Below are 18,001 nucleotides of genomic sequence, written 5' to 3'. Positions count from 1 at the left end.
ACGCTTGTCCAAGGCTGCGCGTCCGTCCTCTGTGGAGCGCACACCGCGTCCTGAGATGGCGAACGACACCCTGATCCATCGCTTCGGCGATGTCGCCGCCGCCTGCCCCGAGCAGCCCGCCGTCCTCGGCGAGACCCGACGGTTCAGCTACGCCGAACTGGCCGGCCTTGCCGGTGGGTACGCCGACGCGCTCACGGCCGCCGGCGCCCGGCCGGGCGACCGGGTCGCGCTGCTCACCGCGCACGGGGCCCCGACCATCGCCGCGATCCTCGGCACGCTCGCGGCCGGGTGCGCGTACGTGCCGCTGGACCCGGGCTTCCCCCGCCGGCGACTGCGGCACATGCTCGCCGCCGCCGGCGTACGCACCGTCCTGTGTAAATCCGAGCACGAGGAGCTGGCCCGCGCGCTGGACGTCGACGGCACCACGGTCCTCGTCGTGGACGACCCCGACCCGGCGCCGCTGCGCCCGCGACCGGTCGACCCCGACGCGCTGGCGTACGTGCTGTTCACCTCCGGCTCGACGGGCCTGCCCAAGGCGGTCGGCCAGACCCACCGCAACCTCCTGCACGTCGTCCGCAACCAGATCGACACGCTCGACATCGGCCCGGCCGACCGGCTCAGCCTGCTCGCCTCGTTCAGCTTCGACGCGGCCATCCCCGACCTCTACCCGGCCCTGCTCACCGGCGCCGCCGTGATCCCCGTCGACCTGCGCCGGCACGGGCTGGCACACGCCGTCGACCAGCTCGCCCGTCACGGCGTCACCGTCTACCACTCGACCCCGACCGTCTACCGGTTCCTCCTGGACACCCCCGGCGTCGAACGGCTGGACCGGGTACGCGTCGTGCTGCTCGGTGGCGAGCAGGCCACGTGGGCCGACGTCGCCCGCGGCCGTGGCCGGTTCGCCCCCGGATGCGTGCTCGTCAACGGCTACGGCGCGACGGAGATGACGTTCGCGGCCCGGTACGTGACGCCCCTGGCCGAGGCCGACCCGGCGGCCACCGGCCCGCTGCCCATCGGCACCGCGCTGCCCGGCTACCAGCTGCGCCTCGCCGACGACGGCGAGATCGTGGTGCGCAGCGTCCACCTCGCCCCCGGCTACCTCGACCGGGACAGCGACCGGTTCACCACCGACCCCGACGGGGTGCCGGCGTACCGGACGGGCGACCTCGGCGAGCGGCTGCCCACCGGCGAACTGCGCTGCCTCGGCCGGCTCGACCGGCAGGTCAAGGTGCGCGGCTTCCGGATCGAGCTGACCGAGATCGAGGCCGTCCTCGCCGCCGAGCCGGGCGTCGCCGCGGCCCGGGCCATCGCCCGCGACGGCGAACTGCTGGCCTACGTCCGCCCCGCCGCCGGCCCGCTGGACCCGGCCGCCCTGCGCGCCTCGCTCGCCGACCAGCTGCCCGAGTACGCGGTGCCGCGCGCCGTCGTGCCGATCGACGAGTTCCCGCTCACGGTGACCGGCAAGGTCGACGAACGCGCGCTGCCGGACCCCGACCGCCGGGTGCCGCCCGGAGCGGAGCCCCGTACGCCCACCGAGCGGGCCGTGCACGACATTTGGTGCGCCGTGCTCGGCCGCGACGCCGTCGGACGCACCGACAACTTCTTCGACGTCGGCGGGCAGTCCCTGCTCCTGGGCCAGGTGCAGCAGCGACTCGCCCAGCGCTTCGGGGTGCGGCTGCCGATGCTGCGCCTGTTCGACCACCCGACCGTGGCCGCGCAGGCGCGGCTGCTCGACGACCCGCCGGCCGACCGCGCCCCCGCCCCGGCCCTCGCCGCCCCGCCCGCGCCCTCGGTGGCGGCCCGCGAGTACACCGGCGACGAGATCGCCGTGGTGGGCCTCGCCGGCCGGTTCCCGGGCGCGCCCGACGTGGCCACCTTCTGGTGGAACCTCTGCGCCGGGGTCGACTCCATCCACGACCACACCGACGCCGAGCTGGCCGCGCTCGGGATCGGACCGACGCTGCGCGCCGACCCGCGGCACGTGCGGGCCGCCGGCCGGCTCGACGGCGTCGCCGACTTCGACGCCGAGTTCTTCTCCTTCGCCGAGCAGGAGGCGGCGCGGACCGACCCGCAGCACCGGCTGTTCCTGGAGACGGCCTGGGAGGCGCTGGAGGACGCCGGCCACGACCCGTCGCGCTTCCCCGGCCTCGTCGGGGTCTTCTCCGCCACCTCGGCCAACCGGTACTTCCTGTTCCACCTCATGGACAACCCGGCCGTCGTGGGCGACGTGGACCCGGACGACTGGGAGGCCCGGCTCATCGGCCGGCAGTTCACCGACCACCTGCCCGGGCAGGTGGCGTACCGGCTGGGGCTGACCGGCCCGGCGGTCGCCGTGCAGAGCGCCTGCTCCAGCTCGCTGGTCGCCGTCTGCCTCGCCGCGCAGAGCCTCGCCGACTACCAGTGCGACATCGCCCTCGCCGGCGGCGTGAACGTCACCTGGCCCCGGTACCGCCACACCCCCGGCGGTCTCGCCTCGCCGGACGGGCGGTGCCGCGCCTTCGACGAGGCCGCCAGCGGCTCCGGCTTCGGCTCCGGCGTGGGCGTGGTCGCGCTGCGCCGGCTCGCCGACGCGCAGGCCGACGGCGACCGCGTCTACGCGGTCCTGCCCGGCTGGGCCGTGACCAACGACGGCCCCGACCGGGCGGGCTTCGCCGTGCCCGGCCCCGCCGGACAGGCCGCCGCGGTGGCGAACGCGCTCGCCGCCGCCGAGGTCGCGCCCGGCGAGGTCCGGTTCGTCGAGGCCCACGGCAGCGGCACGCCGCTCGGCGACGCCATCGAGGTGGCGGCGCTGCACGAGGTGTACGCGGGCGGCCCGGCCGACAGCTGCGCCCTCGGCTCGGTCAAGACCAACATCGGGCACCTGGACGCCGGCGCCGGGATCGCCAGCCTCATCAAGGCGGTCCTCGCCGTGCAGCACGGCGTGATCCCGCCGAACCTGCACTTCACCCGCCCGCACCCGGAGATCGACCTCGCGGCCGGTCCGTTCTACGTGCCCACGAAGGTGCGGGACTGGCCGGAGGCGCCGCGCCGGGTCGCCGGGGTCAGCTCGTTCGGGCTCGGCGGCACCAACGCCCACGTGATCGTCGAGCAGCCGCCCCCGGCCGAGCCGGTCGACGCGCCGGCGCCCGCCGCGCACCTGCTGCCGGTCTCCGCGCGGACCCCGGCGGCGCTGGCGGAGGCGCTGCGCCGGCTGCGGCGCCACCTCGCCGGCGCGGCCCCGGCGCTCGCCGAGGTGGCCGCCACCCTGGCCCTCGGCCGGCGGGCGTTCGCCTGCCGCGCCGCGGTGGTCGCCGCCGACCTGCCCGGTGCGCTGGCCGCCCTCGACGAGCTGCTGGACACCGGCGTCCCGGTCGCCGGCGAGCCGGGCGAGCTGCGCGAGCTGGCTGCCGCCTGGGTGGCCGGCCGGGACGTGGACTGGACGGTGCTGCACCCCGAGGGCGCGGTGCGGCGCACCGGGCTGCCCACCTACCCGTTCCAGCGGCAGCGGTACTGGATCGACCCCCCTCAGAAAGGCACGCGGTGAACTGGTTCGTCTCCGCCGGTGGCCGTGACCCGGCCCCGGTGCAGCTGTTCTGCCTGCCGTACGCCGGCGCCGGCGCCAGCGCGTTCCGGCACTGGCAGGGCGGCCTCGGCCCGGGCGTCGAGGTGCTGCCGGTGCAGTTGCCCGGCCGGGAGAACCGGATCACCGAGGACCCGCGGTTCCAGGTGGCCGACGTCGCCCGGGCCGTCGCCGAGCGGGCCACCGGCCCCTACGCCCTGTACGGCCACTCGATGGGCGGCCGGCTCGGCTTCGAGGTGGTGCGCGAGCTGCGCCGCGAGGGGTGCCCGCTGCCGCTGCGGCTCTACGTCGGCGGGGCACGGGCCCCGCACGTGACGGCGCCGAGCCTCTTCGACGGCCTGTCCACCGTGGACGACGACGAGCTGCTGCGCCGTCTCGGCGAGGGCGGCGGCCTTCCGGCCGAGGTGCTCGAGCACCCCGAGCTGGTGGAGCTGCTGCTTCCGCTGCTGCGCGCCGACTTCGGCCGGGTGGACAGCTACCGGTACGTGCCCGGCGAGCCGCTGCCCGTGCCCATCGTGGCGTTCAGCGGCCGGCACGACCGGGCGGTGACCCGCGCGCACAGCGAGGCGTGGCGCGAGCACACCGCCGCCGGGTTCACCCTGCACGAGATCGACGGCGGGCACTTCTTCCTGCACGACGCGCTGGACGAGCTGCTGTCCGTGATCCGCGCCGACCTCGACGCGGCCCTCGCCCAGCCGCCGGCCGCGGCGACCGCCGTCGCACCGGCGACCGCCGCCGCACCGGCGGACACCGCCGCGCGCGCCCCGCTGCCGCCGGCGACCGCCGCGGGCGCCGCCCAGCCGACGGGCGGCGCGGTCGGCGCGGCCGGGCACCGGGTGCCGCTGGGGAACACCGGCTGGTCGGTCTGGCGGGACGCCATCCTGCGCACCACCGGCTTCCCCGCCGACGGCCTCACCCTGCTCAGCGCCCCGCAGGCCGCGGCGGCCGCCGACGAGATGCTGGCCACCGGCGCCGGCGCCGAGCAGTTCGACAAGGAGTTCGCCGAGGCCCTCGCGGCGACCGGCCGCCGGCTCGTCGAGCTGGCCGGTGACCCGCTGCTGCGCGAGGCGGTCACCTGGCAGAACCGCAACGCCCTGCTCGCCCTCGACGGCCTGCGCCGCGGCGGCCCGGACGCGCCCCGCAACGTGCGCCGCCGCGACCGGGAACGGGCCCTGCTCAAGTACTGGCAGCGCTACTGCGGCAAGAACGAGACCGTCGGCTTCTTCGGCCCCAGCTGCTGGGCCACGCTGGACCCGACCAGTCCGGTGGCCGCCGAGGTCCGTCCCGGCCCGACCCTCACCCGCCGCCGCTGGGTGTGGTTCGAGTCGTGGGCGCTCGCCGCGTACGCCGACCACATCGGCCAGGACCTGGCCGTACGGGCCTGGTGGCCGCCCGTACTGGCCCCGCACCTGCGCCTCGTCGACCGGACGGTGCTGCGGCCCGGCCGCCCGCCGGTGTCCCTGTCCCCGGTGGAGGCCGCGCTGCTCGCCGCGGCCGACGGCCGCCGGCCCGCCCGGGACCTCGTCGCCGACCCGGCGGTCGGGCTGCGCCGCCCCGAGGACGGGTACGCGCTGCTCGACCGCCTCGTCGAGCGGGACCTCGTCACCTGGGACGCCGGCCTGCCGGTCAGCCCGGCCGCCGAGGACGTGCTGCGGGAGCGGATCGACACCATCGGCGACGCGGCGGCCCGCAAGTCGGCGCGCGCCGGCTTCGACCGGCTCGTGGCGGCCCGCGACGCCGTCGCCGCGGCGGCCGGCGACCCGGACCGGCTGCGCGCCGCGCTGGACGCGCTCGACGAGACGTTCACGGCGCTGACCGGCCTGCCGCCGCGCCGCCGCGAGGGGCAGATGTACGCGGGCCGCACCCTCTGCTACGAGGACACCGCCCGCGACCTCGACGTGGTCTTCGGCGCGTCGCTGCTGGACGGGATCGCCGCGCCGATGGGCGTGCTGCTGCAGGCCGCCCGCTGGCTCGCCGGCGCGCTGGAGGAGGCGTACGGCGCGGTCTTCCGGGAGCTCTACGAGGAGCTGCGCGCCGAGACGGGCGACGGGCCGGTGGCCCTGTCCGATCTGTGGTTCCTGACCCAGGGCATGTTCTGGGGCGACGGTGAGCGCCCGGTCGACGCGGTCGCCGCGGAGTTCGCCGGCCGGTGGGCGGGGCTGTTCGGGCTCGACGCGCTGCCGCCGGGCACGACCGAGGTGCGGCTGCGCGCGGACGACCTCGCCGCACGGGTCGCCGAGGCCTTCCCCACCGTGCGCCCGGAGTGGAGCAACGCCCGGCTGCACAGCCCCGACCTGCAGATCTGCGCCGCCGACGCGGAGGCGCTGGCCCGGGGCGACTACACGGTCGTCCTCGGCGAACTGCACGCCGCCTGGCCGTCCTTCGACTGCCAGGTGTTCACGCCGTCGCACCCCGACGTGGAACGCCTCCGCGCGGCGCTCGCCGCGGACCTCGGCGAGCGGCGCATCCGGCTGCTCTTCCCAACCGACTGGCCCCGCCGCACCAGCCGCGTCGCCGAGGCGCTGATCGGCCCGACGGACCGGCAGCTCGCCTTCGCCCCGGCGCCGGGCGCGGACCCGCAGCGCGCGCTGCCGACGGTGGCGCTGACCGTCACCGACGAGGCCGGCCGGCTCGTGGCGACCGCCCCGGACGGACAGCGCTGGCCGCTGACCGAGATCTTCGCCGGGCTGCTCGCCGCGCACGCCGTCGACGGGTTCAAGCTGGTGGCCGCCGCCCCGTACACGCCGCGGATCACGCTCGACCGGCTCGTGGTGGCCCGGCAGACCTGGCGTACCACGGTGGGGGAGAGCGGCCTGGGCACGGTGACCGGGGAGCGGGAGCGGTTCCTCGCCGTCCGCGCCTGGCGCCGCCGGCTCGGCCTGCCCGAGCAGGTGTACGTGAAGCTCGGCACCGAGACCAAGCCCTGCTTCGTGGACCTCAGCAGCCCGGCGTTCGCCAACATGTTCTGCGCCATGGTCCGCGCCGCCCGCGGCGACCGCGGCGACGACGTGTCGCTGGTGGTCAGCGAGATGCTGCCGGGCCCGGACGACGCCTGGGTGCCCGACGCGCAGGGGCGGCGCTACTTCAGCGAGCTGCGCCTGCACATCGTGGACGACGCCGTGGAGGTGGCCCGGTGAGCCACCGGATCCCCCTGAGCGACACCGGCTGGTGGGTGTGGCGGGACGTCGTGCTGCGGACCGCCGGGTTCCCGGCGGCCGGGCTGGCCGCGTTCGCCGCCCCCGAGGCGGCGGCCGAGGCGGACGCGCTGCTGGCCGGCGGCGGCAGCCGGGACCTGTTCGACAAGGCGTTCGCCGCCGCGCAGCTCGACGCCTCCGGCCAGGCGAACCGGATCGCCGCGGACCCGCTGCTGCGCGAGGCGGTCACCTGGCAGAACCCGGACATGCTCGTCGCGCTCGACGGGCTGGTCCGCACCGACCCGGCGGCCCGCAACTGGCGTCGCCGCAAGCGGGAGTCCACCCTGCTGCGGTACTGGCAGCGCTACTGCGGCAAGGCCGAGACGATCGGCTTCTTCGGGCCGGTCTGCTGGGCCCGCTTCGACCCCGACGATCCGCGGACCCGGGTGCGCCCCGGACCGGCGCTGGTGTCCCGGCGCGAGGTGCGCTTCGAGGCGTGGGCGCTGATCGCGTACGCCGACCGGCTCGCCGACGACCTGGCGGTGCGCCGCTGGTGGGCGCCGGCCCTCCCGCCGCACCTCAGCGTCGCGGGCCGGCAGTTGCGCCGCCCGCTGCACCCGCCCGTGGACCTCACCGCGGCCGAGGCGCGGCTGCTGTCGTACTGCGACGGACGCACCCCGGCCGAGGCGGTCGTCGCGCGCGCCCGCGCCCACCCCGACAGCGGGTTGCGCTCCGCGGCCGACGGGTTCCTCCTGCTCGACCGGCTCGTGGAGCGGTCCCTGCTCACCTGGGACGCGGCGCTGCCGATCAGCCCCTGGGCCGAGCGGGCGCTGCGCGAGCGGCTCGCCGCCATCGGCGATCCCGCGGTGCGGGCCGAGGTGACCGCCGGGTTCGACCGGCTCTGCGCGGCCCGCGACGCGGTCGCGGCGGCGGCCGGCGACCCCGACCGGCTGGCCACCGCCCTCGCCGCGCTCAACAGCGAGTTCACCGCGGTGACCGGGCGGCCGGCGACCCGGCACCGCGGGCAGATGTACGTGGGCCGCACGGTGCTCTACGAGGAGACCGTCCGCGACCTCGACCTCACCATCGGGTCGGCGGTGCTGGACGCGCTCGCGCCGCCGCTGGCCATCGTCCTGCGGGCGGCGCGCTGGCTCACCGCCGAGATCGGCACGGCCCTGCGGCGGCTGCTCGACGACCTGTACGCCGAACTGCGCGACGACGGCCCGGTCCGGCTCGCCGACGTGTGGTCGCTGGCCCAGGGTCTGCTGCTCGCGGCCGACGGTCCGCTCGCCGGCGCGAGCACGCAGTTCACCGCCCGCTGGGCGGAACTGTTCGGTCTCGACCGGGTCGACGCCGGGCAGACCGAGGTCCGGCTGCGCAGCGCCGACCTGGCCGAGCGGGTCGACGCCCTCTTCCCGGCGACCGCGCCCGGCTGGCCGTCGGCGCGGATCCACAACCCGGACGTGCAGATCAGCGCCGCCGACGTGGCCGCCCTCAACCGGGGCGAGTTCCTGCTCGTCCTCGGCGAGATGCACCCGGCCACCACGCCGTTCGACAGCGCGGTCTTCGCGCCGTTCCACCCCGACCCGGCGGCGCTGCGCGCCGGCCTGGACACCGACCTCGGACCGGCCCGGGCGCGCGTGCTCTACCCGGAGGGCTTCCCCCGGGTCACCACCCGGACCACGTACGCCTCGGTGGGGCCGGCCGACCGGCAGTTCGGCATCGACACCGCCCGCGGCGCGGACGTGGACCGGCTCGTGGCCGCCACCGAGGTGCGGGTCGACCGCGACGGCGCGGAGCTGACGGCCGTGCTGCCCGACGGGAGCCGCTGGCCGCTCGTGGAGATCTTCGCGCACCTGCTCGGCTCCCTGCTGCTGGACAGCTTCAAGCTGGTCGCGCCGGCCCCGCACACGCCGCGGATCACCATCGACCGGCTCGTGGTGGCCCGCCGCACCTGGCGGACCACCGTGGGCGAGAGCGGCCTGACCGGCGTGAGCGGCGACGCCGAACGGTTCCTCGCGGTGCGCCGGTGGCGCCAGCGCCTCGGCCTGCCGGAACGGGCCTTCGTGAAGGTGGGCACCGAGGTCAAGCCCTGCTACGTCGACTTCACCGGCCCCCTGTACGCCCACTCGCTGTGCGCGATGGTCGACGCCGCGGCCCGGACCGGCCCGGACGTGTCCGTCGTGGTCAGCGAGCTGCTGCCGGCGCCCGAGGACGCCTGGGTGCCCGACGCGCAGGGCCGGGGACACGTCAGCGAGCTGCGGCTGCAGATCACCGATCCGAAGAGCTACCGGGGAGAGAACGGGTGACCGACATCCTGTCCATCAGCGCCGTGGAGGGCGAGCCGCTGCCCTGGCCGGACGCGACGCTGGCCGAGCTGATCGTCGCGCAGGCGGCCCGTACCCCCGACGCGGTCGCCGTGCGCCAGTGGGACGACCGGCTCAGCTACCGCGAACTGCTGGACCGGGCCGCCGGGGTGGCGGCCGCGCTGCGGACGCGGGGCGTCGGCCGGCAGAGCCGGGTCGGTGTGTGCGGGCACCGCCGCCCGGACCTCGTCGCCACCGTGCTGGGCGTGCTGCTCGCCGGCGCCTGCTACGTGCCGCTGGAGCCGGGCGGCCCGCGCCGGCGGCTGCGGGAGATCGCCGCCGACGCCGGCGTGTCGGTGGTCGTCGGCGACGCCGCGGAGACCGAGTTCGCCGACGCGGACGGCATCGAGGCGGTCGGGCTGCCCGGCCCGGCGCCGCTCGCACCCTGCCCGGCCCGGCCGGGCGACCCGGCGTACGTGCTGTTCACCTCGGGGTCGACGGGCCGCCCCAAGGGGGTGCTCACCACCCACCGCAACGTCGTCGAGTTCGTGCACGGGGTCGTCGCGCTCAGCGGCGCCGACGCCGGGGTGCGCAGCCTCGGCATCGCCTCGCTCGGCTTCGACGCGGCCACCATGGACCTCTTCGTGCCGCTCGTGCTCGGCGGCGCGGTGCAGCTGCTCGGCGCCGAGGACCGCGCCGACCCGGTCCGCCTCGCCCGGTTCATCGCCGCGCACGAGGTGAACTGGGGCTTCATCACGCCGACCGTCCTGTCCATGCTGGACCCGGCCGAGCTGCCCGGCTGGCGGGTGATTCTGTGCGGCGGCGAGGCGGTGCCGGCCGACCTGGCCGCCCGCTGGGCGCCCGGGCGGACCTTCCTCAACGGCTACGGGCCCACCGAGACCACCGTGCTGGCGGTCAGCGGCCCGCTCACGGCGGGCGAGAGCGACCCGGTGCCGATCGGCCGGCCGCTGCCCAACCACCGGGCGTACGTGGTCGACGCCGACCTGCGACCGGTGCCGCCGGGGGAGACCGGTGAACTGCTCATCGGCGGCCCCGGACTGGCCGACGGCTACCTGAACCGGCCGGCGCTGACCGCCGAACGGTTCGTGCCGGACCCGTTCTCCGGCGAGCCGGGGGCACGGCTGTACCGCACCGGCGACCTGGTCCGGCAGGAGCCGGACGGGCGGATCGTCTACCTCGGCCGGGCCGACCGGCAGGTGAAGATCCGCGGCCAGCGCATCGAGTTGGGCGAGGTCGAGGCGGTGCTCGCCGACCTGCCCGGCGTCGACCGGGTGGTGGTCGAGGCCGTACCCGGCGCGGCCGGCGCCGAGCTGGTCGCGTTCCTGACCCCGGCCGACGCGCCGGACGACGCCCGGCTGCGCGCGTACGCCGGCCCGAGGCTGACCGCCGCCATGCTGCCGGCCCGGGTGCTGCGCCTCGACGACCTGCCGGTGAGCCCGACCACCGGCAAGGTGGACCGCCCGGCGCTGCGCGCCCTGGCCGCCGCCGACCGCGACGCGACGCCGGTCGCGGAGCCGGCCGGCCCGGACGAGCCGCTGGACGCGGCGGTGCGGCGGATCTGGACCCGCCTGCTCGGCGCGGCGCCCACCCCGCAGACCGACTTCCTCGCCGCCGGCGGCAACTCCATCGCCGCGATGCGGCTGGTCGCCGCGCTCCGCGCCGAACTGGGGCGGCACGTCGACACCCGCGACGTCTTCACCGGACGCACCTTCGCGGCGCTGGTCGAGCGGGTGCGCTCCGCCGCGACGACGGACGGGGACGGCCTCACCACCGGCAACCCGCCCACCCTGTCCCCGCCGCAGCGGCGGCTCTGGTTCGTCGACCAGCTCGCCCCCTCCAGCGCGCCGTACAACATCGCGGTGGCGCACCGGCTGCACGGCCCGCTGGACGTCGCGGCGCTCGGCGCGGCGCTGCGGGCCGTCGCCGAGCGGCACGACGTGCTGCGCTGGCGGATCCCGCAGACCGGTGGCGTGCCGTACGCGGTGCGGGAGGAACCGACCGACGTGGCGGTGCCCGTGGTCGACCTGACCGGCAGCGCCGACCGGGAGGGCGAGCTGGCGGGGATGCTCGCCGCCGGCGCGGGACACGCCTTCGACCTGGCCACCGGGCCGCCCTGGCAGGTGACCGTCTACCGGCTGGCGGCCGACGAGCACGTGCTGGCCGTCACGCTGCACCACGCGGTCTTCGACGGCTGGTCCGAGGCGCTGCTCTACGACGACCTCGCGGCCGCGTACGCGCAGGCCCGCGCCGGAGAAACCCCCCGGCTGTCCGCGCTCACCGCCACGTACGCCGACTACGCGGTGTGGCGGGCCGAGCGGGACCGCCGCCGCGGGGACACCGACCTCGCCTGGTGGACGGGCCACCTCCAGGGCGCGCCCACGGTGCTGGACCTGCCCCGGGACCGCCCGCGACCGGCCGTGCAGACCTACGCGGGCGCCGAGGCGGCCGTACGGTTGCCCGAGGCGACCGACCAGGCCGTGCGCGCGCTCGCCGAACGGCGCGGCACCACGGTCGCCGCGGTGCTGCTCGCCGGGTTCGGTGAGCTGCTGTCCCGCCTCACCGGCGGCGACGACCACGTGCTCGGCGCGATCGTCGCGGACCGGCGGCTGGCCGCCTTCGACGACGTCGTCGGCTTCTTCATCGACACGATGCCGGTGCGGGTACGCACCGGCGGGGCCAGCTTCGCCGAGCTGGTCGACCGGTGCGCCGCCGAGCTGCACGAGGTGACCACCCACCCCGGCGCGCCGCTGGAGCGGATCGTGGAGGCCCTCGGCGTCGGGCGGGACACGTCCCGGGCGCCCCTCGTGCAGGTGCTGTTCAACGTGCTCAACTTCGTCCCGCCCCGGCTGACGCTCGACGGACTCACCGCCGAGCCGGTCCCGGTGCCGAAGCCCGGATCCCCGTTCGACATCACCGTCTACGTGGTCGAGCGGGCCGGACAAGTCGGCGTCGAGGTGGTCTACAACCCGGACCTCTTCGACGGCGAGCGGATCGACGCGCTCCTGGCCGACCTCGCGGCCCTGGTCGGCGCGCTCGCCGCCGCGCCGGACGCGCCCGCCCGCGACGTGGCCGCCGAACTGCCCCGGCCGACCGTCCGGGTGGCCCAGCTCGGCGCCATGACCGTGGCCGCCGCCGACCCGCCGCGCGCCGTCCTGCCGGCCGGCCCCGACGGGCTCACCGAGACCGAGGAACTCATCGCCGGCATCTGGCGGGCGGTGCTCGAACGCGACCGCGTCGGCGTCACCGACAACTTCTTCGACATCGGCGGGCACTCCCTCGCCCTGGCCGAGGTGCACGCCCGGTTGACCGCCGCCACCGGCCGCTCGATCGCGATGCTCGACCTGTTCCGCCACCCCACGATCCGGGCGCTCGCCGCCAGCCTGGACGGCGCCGCCGACCGGCCGGAGCTGGCCCGCGCGGCCCTGCGGGCCGCCGCCCGACGCAGCCGTACCCGTCGTAATCCACCCCGCCGCCCCGGCGGCACCACGCACTGAAGGACACCGTGATGGACGATTCGACCGCAACCGAACTGTCCGGCGAGGGCGACGGCATCGAGCCGATCGCGATCGTCGGGATGGCCGCCCGCCTGCCCGGCGCCGCGGACGTGAACGAGTTCTGGCGCAACCTGGTCGACGGGGTGGAGTCGGTCACCGAACTCACCCGCGAGGAGCAGCTCGCCCGGGGCGCCTCCGCCGAGGAGGTGGACGACCCCGGCTGGGTCAACCGGGCGCCGCTCGTCGACGGGTACGACGAGTTCGACGCCGGCCTGTTCGGGATGACCGCCCGGGAGGCGGAGATCACCGACCCGCAGCACCGGCTGTTCCTGGAGTCGTGCCACGCCGCGCTGGAGGACGCCGGCTACGACCCGTCCCGCTACGACGGGGCGATCGGCGTGTACGCGGGCACCGGCGGCAACACGTACCTGCACCGCCACGTGCTGCGCAACAAGCGGGTCGGCGGCAGCCCGCACAGCGCCGTCTCCATCGCCACCGGCAACTCGCCGAACTACGTGGCGACCAACGTGTCGTACCGGCTGGACCTGCGCGGGCCGAGCCTCACCGTGCACACCGCCTGCTCCACCTCGCTGGTCGCGTTCCACCTCGCCTGCGAGGCGCTGCGCAACGGCGAGTGCGACATGGCGCTCGCCGGCGGCGTGAACATCGAGCTGCCGCACGTCGGCTACCTGGGCATGGACGGCTTCACCTCGCCGGACGGCCGGTGCCGGCCGTTCGACGCCGGCGCCAACGGCACCGTGTGGGGCAGCGGCGCCGGGGTGACCCTGCTCAAGCGCCTCTCCGACGCGATCGCCGACGGCGACACGATCCGGGCCGTCGTTCTCGGCAACGCCATCAACAACGACGGCGCCGGCAAGGTCGGCTTCACCGCCCCGAGCATCGACGGGCAGATGGAGGCCATCGCCCAGGCCGTCGCCATGGCCGGCGTCGACCCCCGCACCATCAGCTACGTCGAGGCGCACGGCACCGGCACCGCCATGGGCGACCCCATCGAGGTGGCGGCGCTGTCGGCCGTGTACGCCAAGGACACCGACGACCGGGGCTGGTGCGGCATCGGCTCGGTGAAGTCCAACATCGGCCACCTCAGCCAGCCGTCGGGGATCGTGAGCGTCATCAAGACCGTGCTCGCCATGGAGCACGGGCTGATCCCGCCCACCATCAACTACGAGACCCCGAACCCGGCCATCGACTTCGCCGACACCCCGTTCTACGTGGCGAACACCCTCACCAAGTGGGACACCGACGGCGGCCCGCGCCGGGCCGGCGTCAGCTCCTTCGGCATCGGCGGCACCAACGCCCACGTGGTGCTGGAGCAGGCGCCCGCCGCGTACGGCGCCGCCCGGCGGGTGCGCCCGGCACAGCTGCTGCACGTGTCGGCGCAGACGCCCACGGCCCTGGACGCCGCGCTGCAACGGCTCGCCGCGCACCTCGACGGCGCCGCCGACGCCGGTCCGGAGTACCTCGCGGACGTGGCGCACACGCTGCGCGTGGGCCGCCGGGAGTACCCGCACCGCGCCGCCGTGGTGGCCACCGACCTGCCCGACGCCGTGGCCGCGCTGGCCAACCCGCGGCGCGTGCAGCGGGGCGTGGCCGAGGGCGCACCCCGCCTGGCCTTCCTCTTCTCCGGCCAGGGCGCCCAGTACGCCGGCATGGGCGCGCAGCTCTACGCCGAGGAGCCCGGTTTCGCCGCCACCGTCGACGAGTGCGCCGAGCTGCTCCGCCCCGAGCTGGGGCTGGACATCCGGGACCTGATCCTCGGCCGCGACCCGCAGGCGGGGGAGAAGCTCACCGAGACCCGCTACACCCAGCCCGCGCTGTTCGTGGTCGAGTACGCCCTGGCCCGCCTGTGGCAGGACGCGGGGGCGCGCCCGGCGGCGATGATCGGGCACTCGATCGGCGAGTACGTGGCCGCCACCGTGGCCGGCGTGCTCACCCTCCCCGACGCGCTGCGGGTCGTCGCCGCCCGCGGCCGGCTCATGCAGTCCCTGCCGGCCGGTGCGATGCTCGCCGTCTCGCTCGACGAGAAGACGGTCGCCGAGCGGCTGCCCGAGGGGCTCGCCGTGGCGACGGTGAACGGCCCGGGCACCTGCGTGGTGGCCGGTGAGACCGAGGCGGTCGCGGCCTTCGCCGAGGTGCTGAAGGGCAAGTGCAAGCTGCTGCGCACCTCGCACGCCTTCCACTCGCCCATGATGGAACCGATCCTCGACGAGTTCACCGCCCTCATGGCGTCGGTGACGCTGCGCCCGCCGACGGTGCCGTTCCTGTCCAACGTGACCGGCACGTGGATCACCGACGCGCAGGCCACCGACCCCGCGTACTGGGCGGCCCACCTGCGCCGGCCCGTGCGGTTCGGCGACTGCGTGGCCACCCTGCTCGGCGAGGGCACCTGGCAGCTCGTCGAGTGCGGCCCCGGCAAGCAGCTGGCCAACCTCGCCCGGATGCAGGTCGCCCGGGCGTCGTCGGACCAGCGCAAGCTCACCCCGCTGGGCAGCCTCCCCGGCCCCGGCGAGTCGACCGGCGACCTGGCCACCCTGCTCGGCGCCGCCGCCGTGCTCTGGTCCGCCGGCGTGCCGGTGCGGCTCGTCGACGACCCGCAGGCGCGGCGGGTGCCGCTGCCCACGTACCCGTTCGAGCGGCGCCGCTACTGGGTCGACCCCGACCCGGAGCCGCAGGGCGGGGCGCCGGCGGCGCAGAGCGGCCCCCGTCCACTGCCGGAGTGGTTCGCCGTACCGGTCTGGCGGCAGGCCGCGCCGCAGCCGCCCACCGAGACGCTCGGCCGGTGCCTCGTCCTCGCCGACGGGCCGCGCGGCGACGCGCTGATCGCCGGCCTGCGCGCCGCCGGAGCCGACCCCGTGGAGGTACGCCCCGGCGACGCCTTCGCCGCGACGCCGACCGGCTACCGGCTGCGCCCGGGCGTCCGCGAGGACCACGACGCCCTCGTGGCGGCGCTGTCCACCGACGGCGTACCCGCCCGGCTCGTGCACGCGCTCACCCTCGACGGGGCGCCGACCGGCACCGACATCGCCGCCACGTGGGCGGCGCAGGAGCGGGGCTTCTTCAGCGCGCTGCACCTCGTGCAGGCACTCGCCGGCGCCGGCCTGACCGCGGAGGAGAACGGCCTCACGCTGGACCTCGTCACGAGCGGCATCGGCGACGTCCGTGGCGACGACCTGACCCGGCCCGAGCACGCCACCCTCGCGGGACTGACCCGGGTGCTCCCCGCCGAGCTGCCGGGGCTCGCCGTCCGGCTCGTCGACGCCGACCCCGGCGACCACGACGGCCGGGCCGTGGTCGACGAGCTGCGCCGGCCGCGCGACCCGCGACGGCCCGAGGTGGCGTTGCGCGGCGGCCGGCGCTGGGTCGCCGACCACGAGCAGGTCACCATCGAGGGCGAGAGCGAGCCGGGCGCCCTGCGCGAGGGCGGCCGGTACGTGATCACCGGCGGCCTGGGCGGCATCGGCATCACCCTCGCCGAGGACTTCGCCCGCCGGGCCCGCGCCCGGCTCGTGCTGCTGGCCCGCTCCGGCCTGCCGCCCCGCGAGCGGTGGGACGACCACCTCGCCGTGCACGGCAGCGCCGACCGGGCCGGGCGGGCCATCGCCGCCATCCGCCGGATGGAGGCCGCCGGCGCCCAGGTGCTGGTGCTGGCCGCCGACGTCACCGACCCCGACGACCTGCGCCGAGTGCGGGCCGCGGCCGAGGAGGCGTACGGCGGGATCGACGGCATCGTGCACGCCGCCGGCCTGCCCGGCGGCGGCATGGCGGAGGTCAAGGAGCGCGCCGAGGCCGAGCGGGTGCTCGCCCCGAAGCTCGCCGGCACCCTCGCGCTGGCCCGCGTCTTCGGCGACCTGCCGCTGGACTTCGTGGTGCTCTGCTCGTCCGTCACCTCGGTGATCGGCGGCTTCGGCCAGGTCGACTACTGCGCCGCGAACGCGTTCCTCGACGCCCACGCCCGCGCCGGACGCGGCTGGCGGGCGCCCGTGCTGTCGCAGAACTGGGGCGGCTGGGCCGAGGTGGGCATGGCCGTGGAGACGGACGTGCCGGCCGGATTCCGGGCCGCCGGACGGGACACCGTCACCACCACCGTCGACCACCCGGTGCTCACCACCCGGGTCACCGGACCGGAGGGTACGGTGCTGCACGGGCTGGTCTCCGCCACCACGCACTGGGTGCTCGACGAGCACCGCATCGGCGGCGTGCCGGTGGTGCCCGGCACCGCCCACCTGGAGTCGGTCCGGGCCGCGGTGGTCGCGGCGCTGCCCGCCCCCGGCCCGGACGCGGCCGTGGAGCTGCGCGACGTGGTGTTCCTGGAGCCGTTCGCGGTGCCGGAGGGCGCCATCGCCCAGTACCGGGTGGAGCTGACCCCCACCGACGACGGGACGGACTTCGCGGTCCGCAGCCTCGCCGGCGGCCAGCTGCGCACGCACGTGCGCGGCGCGGCCGGGTGGGTCGACGAGCCGGCGCCGCCGGCCCGGGAGGTGACCGTCGCGGGCCGCCGCGTCGACGACGACGCCTCGTTCGGCCGGGGCCGGACCAGCATGCTCACCTTCGGACCGCGGTGGAACGCGCTGCGCGAGCACCACCTCGGCGACGGCGAGGAACTGGCCCGGATCGAGGCGCCCGCCGAGGCCGCCGGCGACCTGGCGTCGTGGGGCCTGCACCCCGCCCTGCTCGACGTGGCGACCGCGTTCGGGCGCGGGCAGGGCTCCGGCACCTACCTGCCCCTGTCGTACGGCCGGATCGTGGTGCGCGGGCCGCTGCCGGCCCGCTTCACCAGCCACCTGCGGCACCGCGACAGCGCCACCGACGAGGTCGTCGCCGCCGACCTGACCCTGCGGGACGAGGCGGGCCGGGAACTCGTGGCGATCAGCGACTTCGTGCTGCGCCGCGTCGATCAGGGCGCGGTCACCGGCGGACTGGCCGCCACGGCCCCGGCCGAGGAGACCCCGGCCGGGCCGAGCGAGGACATCCGGCCGGTGGACGGGGCGGAGGCGTTCCGCCGCAGCCTCACCGCCGGTCTCGGCGCGCAGGTCGTCATCGCCACCCGGACGGTGGCCGACCTGTGCGACCGGGCCGGCCGGGTCACGACCGGAAGCCTCGAGGACGAGCCGGACACGCCGGCCGCCACGCCCGCGGTGACCGGCGGCGGCTCGGCGGCGCCGAGCACCGAGCTGGAGATCGCCATCGCCCAGGTGTGGCGGGACGCCCTCGGGGTGGCCGAGGTCGGCGTCGACGACGACTTCTTCTCCCTCGGCGGCAACTCCCTGGTGGCGGTGCAGCTCATCGCGGCGATGCGCAAGGCCACCGGGGTCCGGCTGCCGATGCGCAGCCTCTTCGAGACGCCCACGGTGGCCGGCCTGGCCGCCCGCATCGGGGAACTGCGGGCCGCCGCGCCCGCCACCGACGAGTCACGGGAACCGGCGGCGATCCCCGCCATCCCGCGGCTGCCGCGCGCCTGACCACGAG

General features: G+C 76.7%; 5 protein-coding genes. All 5 read left to right on the top strand.

Annotated elements, in window-relative coordinates; genetic code table 11:
- The first annotated feature begins 55 nt into the window (after positions 1 to 55).
- Genes OG994_RS11225 through OG994_RS11205 form a run of 5 tightly spaced genes read left to right on the top strand, consistent with a single transcriptional unit; the run spans position 56 to position 17,994 of the window.
- On the top strand, positions 56 to 3,523 hold the full coding sequence (locus OG994_RS11225; RefSeq protein ID WP_328853119.1) for an AMP-binding protein: 3,468 nt from the start codon (positions 56 to 58) through the stop codon (positions 3,521 to 3,523).
- A complete protein-coding gene (locus OG994_RS11220; protein ID WP_328853118.1) occupies positions 3,520 to 6,696 on the top strand; it encodes a thioesterase domain-containing protein in 3,177 nt (1,058 codons plus the stop codon). Before OG994_RS11225 ends, OG994_RS11220 begins: the two co-directional genes overlap by 4 nt.
- Positions 6,693 to 9,002, top strand: coding sequence for a lantibiotic dehydratase (locus OG994_RS11215; protein ID WP_328853117.1), 2,310 nt, complete (start codon positions 6,693 to 6,695; stop codon positions 9,000 to 9,002). Before OG994_RS11220 ends, OG994_RS11215 begins: the two co-directional genes overlap by 4 nt.
- Entirely contained in the window at positions 8,999 to 12,514 is a 3,516-nt protein-coding gene (locus OG994_RS11210) for an amino acid adenylation domain-containing protein (protein ID WP_328853116.1), read from the top strand. The genes OG994_RS11215 and OG994_RS11210 overlap by 4 nt, the downstream gene beginning before the upstream one ends.
- An 11-nt stretch (positions 12,515 to 12,525) precedes the next feature.
- Positions 12,526 to 17,994 (top strand): type I polyketide synthase, encoded by a 5,469-nt coding sequence (locus tag OG994_RS11205; RefSeq protein WP_328853115.1) that lies wholly within the window; start codon positions 12,526 to 12,528, stop codon positions 17,992 to 17,994.
- The last annotated feature ends 7 nt before the right edge of the window (positions 17,995 to 18,001 follow it).

Source organism: Micromonospora globbae, assembly GCF_036184225.1.
Lineage (GTDB): Bacteria > Actinomycetota > Actinomycetes > Mycobacteriales > Micromonosporaceae > Micromonospora > Micromonospora globbae.
Note: the sequence above shows the minus strand (reverse complement) of the source record. Positions and strands in the feature narration are given on the sequence as shown.